Here is a 4,412-nt window from a genome sequence, read left to right as displayed (position 1 = left end):
GGGTCATGGGGTCCTCCAGCGAGGTTCGGAGGTTGGTCTGCGGGGTTCGGAGGTCGGACGCGTCCACTCTCTCCCGCCCCGCGTGCCCACGCCCGCCGAGTCCACGCGTCCCCGCGCCGCCCGGTGTCAGCCTTCGGTGCGGCTGAGCCGTACGACGGGGACGTCCCGATCCGTCTTGCGCCGGTACTCCGCATAGGGGGCGAACAGCTCGACCAGCTCGCTCACCCCCCGCGTGAGCCCTACGACGGCGCCCCCGCCCGGCACCGGAGAACGGCCGCGCTCAGACCGGTACGCGGGCTGGACAGAACCGGGACGGCGAGGGCGGCCCTGTCGGCCACGTCCGCGATGGACGCCTGGGCGAGCACGACGGCGTCCACACCCTCCAAGGCGTCGACGGCGGCCGCGACGAGCTCCAGACATCCGTTCCGGTCCCCGGCCGCGAACCGCTCCCAGGCGCCCGCCACCAGAACCGTGCTGACCTCGACGGGGCGCCCGGCCCGTGCCGCCTCCTCCTCGATGAGGGCGACGGTCGGCTCCAGGGTGCTCTCCACCGTGGCGACGACCGCGACGGACCGCCCCGCGGCAACGGCGACGGCCGCCATGGGCCGGTCGACCCGCAGGACCGGCACGCCGAGCGCGGCGGCGCCCGCTTCGGCGACGGCGCCGATGGTCGAGCAGGTGCAGAGCACGGCGTCCGCCCCGTCGGCGACGGCCTGCTCAAGGAGCTTCTGGACATCCCCGGCCACCGCCTGCGGCCCGTCCACGCGGGCCCGCGCGAGCAGGTCCTCGTGGACGAGGTGCCGCAGGGCGAGCCCGGGGTGGTCCTCGTCCCGCAGCCCCTCGAAGACGGGCACGTGCACGGGCGAGGTGTGCAGGAGGGCGAGGGCCCTACCAGTCATGCCAGCCGTGTCGGTCGCGTCGGTCGCGTCACTCGCGTCGGTCACCATGCGGCCGGGTCCGACTTCACCTTGTCCAGTGCGGCCTTGACCAGCTCGCCTGCGGGCACGGGCGCCTCGTCCGGGTGCCGCTCGGCCCACTTCACGACGTACGGACACAGGGGCGCGACGGCGATGCCCTCGCGAGCGGCCATCACATACAGCTCCCTGGCGAGCGATCCCCCGATGCCCTCGCCCTCGTGCTCGGGCTCGACCTCGGTGTGGACGGGCACCAGGGCGCGCTCGGGCTCCTCCAGCGTGAAGTACACGATCTGGCCGACGACGTCGCCGCCCGCGTGGGCCTCCAGGACGCCGCGCGCCCGGTCGTCACGGATCTCGATCGCACTGCTCATCGGCTCTCCTGGAGGTCTCACACCGCCTGCGGACTGCGCTCCATGTCGTCGGCGCCGGGAACCGGAGCGGCCGCGTCGTCACCGAGGGCCACGACGCGGTTGTCCGCGCCGTCCACGTGCACGACCTTGGGCCGCAGCGTGCGAGCCTCGGCGTCGTCGACCTGGGCGTAGCTGATGATGATCACCCTATCGCCGGGGTGCACGAGGTGCGCCGCCGCACCGTTGATCCCGATGACGCCGCTGCCGCGCTCGCCCTCGATGGTGTACGTCTCCAGGCGGGCGCCGTTGGTGATGTCGACGATGTGCACGAGCTCGCCGGGCAGCAGGTCGGCGGCGTCGAGGAGGTCGGCGTCGATGGTGACGGATCCCACGTAGTGCAGGTCGGCCTGGGTCACCGTGGCGCGGTGGATCTTGGACTTGAACATGGTGCGAAGCATCAGAACACTCCGGAATCTAGGCTCCCTGCCCGCGTTTTTGCAGGTCAAGGGCTGAGTGCGCATTTTATGTCGTGTCGCGGGTTCCCACCAGGGCCGCACTGCGGGAATACCCATCCTGCCGGCGCGAGCTATGGCGACCTTTCTTGTGCATCGAGGTGAGAACGGGACCCGACTTTCCGTCTCTCGCTCACGTCCGACAAGATTCGACAAGAGAGGGATTTCTCCATGAAGTTCAACCGTTCCCACATCGGGACGATCGCAACTGCCGTGGCCGGCACCGCGGTTATCGCCGGTACCGCGGCCCTGGCAACGCCCGCCGCCGCCGCGCCGACGGAAGGCTCCACAGCGACGCAGTACTGTCTTTGCCTCCGTCCTCTGCGACGCGCCGTCGTGCGTCTCAGACGGCCTTCCAGTGGACGTCGTGGGGCACCGGACCTGGGACCTGAAGGGCCCGTCAGTCGCTGTGCAGCGCCGCCCGCAGTTCGTCCTCCGCCGACGGCTTTTCGCGTCCCTGCCCCTGCGTGGTGTCGATGACCAGCTCGTGCAGGGTGCCGCGCCACGCGAACGGGGGCCGGTAGCGCTCCGGGTCGACCGAAAGCCCTGTGTCGTAGCCGACGGAAAGACCCGCACCCCCGTGCTGGAAGGTGTAGGGGAACGGGCCGCCGAGGGACGTGGTCGCGACGTCCTCGCCGTTCACGTGGAGGATGAACTTCCCCTCCTCCTCGCCCTCTTGGCCGACTTCGTAGCGCACGCCAAGGCGTTGCCTTCCCGTGCCGAGCGGTTCCATCGCTACCACCCGGTCCAGGTCACCGGCGCGGGAGCAGGCGAACGACAGGCGGCCCTCATGGGCGTACAGCGCGAATCCGCCGTTGAGGTCGCCGAGCGCGCACAGCACTCCCGCGGCCACCGTGCCGTCCGGCACCTCGGCGTCGGCGGTCAGCTCGAATCCGCCGAAGAGGAGAGGCAGCGCCTCGTCGTGCACCGGGGTGCCGCCCGGCACATAGGCGGCACGGGCCGGCGGCGGCCAGGCGGGCGGGATCATCGCGGTCAGGCGTTCCTGCATACGGTCGTCGAGGGGAAGGACCTGGTTGCGCTCGGCCTCCGCGTCCCACAGGGCCGCCAACTCCCGTACGACATCGGGGTGCTGATCCGCCACGTCGTGCGCCTCCGCGAAGTCGTCCGTGAGGCGGAACAGCGACCAGCGGTCGGCCGCGAAGTCGCGGCTGCCCGGCAGGAGTCGCTCCTCGTCGGCGACGCCGCGCGAGACGTGGTCCGTGGTGGCCTTCCACTCCCCGTGCACGATGGAACGGGAGCCCAGCATCTCGAAGTACTGCGTAGGAGCCTCCAGTTGAGCGTCCCTGTCGTCGAGGACGGCCAGCAGGCTGCGGCCGTCCACCGGCTGCTGGGGTACGCCGTCCACCTCCGTCGACGGTTCGACCCCGCATGCTTCGAGGATCGTCGGCATCAGGTCCACGGCGTGCGTGAAGGCGGTGCGGATCGTGCCCGGGTCGGGGACGCGGCGGGGCCAGTGGGCGATGAGCGGGGCGCGGGTGCCGCCGAGCCAGGTGTAGCGCTTCCACAGCCGCAGCGGGGTGTTGCCGGCCCAGGCCCAGCCCCAGGCGTAGTGGGGATAGGTCGCGGGGCCTCCCCAGTCGTCGAGGGCGGCGAGGTTGCGGGCGGCGCTGTCGCCCGAACGCGCGGTGAAGCGGTGCTCGTTGAGGGTGCCGATGCGGCCGCCCTCCGCGCTCGCCCCGTTGTCGGAGAGGACCAGGACGAGGGTGTTGTCGAGGCGGCCGGTGCGGCGCAGGAAGTCGAGCAGCCGCCCGATCTGGGCGTCGGTGTGGGTGAGGAAACCGGCGTACACCTCCTGCATGCGCGCGAAGATCCGCCGTTCGTCCCCGTCAAGCTCCCGCCAGTCCTGGATCCAGGGCGGGCGGGGCGAGAGTTCCGTGTCGCCGGGCACCACGCCGAGGGCGGTCTGCCGGGCGAAGGTCTCCTCGCGCCAGCGCTCCCAGCCCTGGTCGAAGCGGCCTCGGTAGGGGTCGCTCCAGGCGCGGGGCACGTGATGTGGGGCGTGCGTGGCGCCCAGCGGGAAGTAGAGGAAGTACGGCTTGTCGGGGGTGGCCTGCTGCTGGTCGAGGATCATGCGGATCGCCGAGTCGGCGAGGTCCTCGCTGAGGTGGTAGCCGTCCTCGGGGGCCGCCGGGGGCTCGGTGTAGTGGTTGTCGCGGACGAGCCGCGGAGCGTAGTGGTTGGTGTCGCCCTGCAGGAAGCCGTAGAAGCGCTCGAAGCCGTAGCCGAGCGGCCAGCGGTCGAAGGGGCCAGAGGCGGTGCGCTCCCAGCGCGGGGTGAGGTGCCATTTGCCGACGGCGAGGGTGGAGTAGCCGGCGTCGCGCAGGACGCGGGGAAGTGGTGCGGCGGACTTCGGCAGGCGGGCGGTGTAGCCGGGGTGGGAGACCGGCAGGTCGACGAGGAAGCCCATGCCGACGGCGTGGTGATTGCGGCCGGTCAGCAGGCTTGCGCGGGTGGGTGAGCACATCGCGGTGACATGGAAGCGGTTGAAGCGCAGTCCGTCGGCGGCGAGGCGGTCCAGGTGCGGGGTCGCCATGTCGGAGCCGAAGCTGCCGAGTTGGGCGAATCCCAGGTCGTCGAGGACGATGACGACGACGTCCGGGGCGTCGTCGTCC

Annotated in this window: 4 protein-coding genes; all 4 read right to left on the bottom strand. The window is 71.5% G+C overall.

Translation table 11 applies throughout. From position 1 onward, the window contains the following. Positions 1 to 239 precede the first annotated feature (239 nt). Positions 240 to 899 carry an aspartate/glutamate racemase family protein gene (locus E2651_RS41490; protein ID WP_135336441.1) on the bottom strand — a complete coding sequence of 220 codons (660 nt, stop codon included), beginning with the start codon at positions 897 to 899 and terminating at the stop codon, positions 240 to 242. Positions 900 to 940: 41 nt separating this feature from the next. Then, positions 941 to 1,288, bottom strand: a complete 348-nt coding sequence (locus E2651_RS41485) for a GNAT family N-acetyltransferase (RefSeq protein ID WP_135336440.1) — start codon at positions 1,286 to 1,288, stop codon at positions 941 to 943. A gap of 17 nt (positions 1,289 to 1,305) precedes the next feature. After that, positions 1,306 to 1,725 (bottom strand): aspartate 1-decarboxylase, encoded by a 420-nt coding sequence (gene panD, locus E2651_RS41480; RefSeq protein ID WP_135336439.1) that lies wholly within the window; start codon positions 1,723 to 1,725, stop codon positions 1,306 to 1,308. Between the two features lie 454 nt (positions 1,726 to 2,179). Then, positions 2,180 to 4,412, bottom strand: a 2,233-nt coding sequence (locus E2651_RS41475; protein ID WP_135336438.1) for an arylsulfatase, incomplete at its 5' end; no start/stop codon positions are given.

The sequence above is a fragment of the Streptomyces sp. MZ04 genome, from assembly GCF_004684775.1.
Lineage (GTDB): Bacteria > Actinomycetota > Actinomycetes > Streptomycetales > Streptomycetaceae > Streptomyces.
The sequence above is the reverse complement of the archived record's forward strand: the minus strand, read 5'-3'. Positions and strand labels throughout refer to the sequence as shown.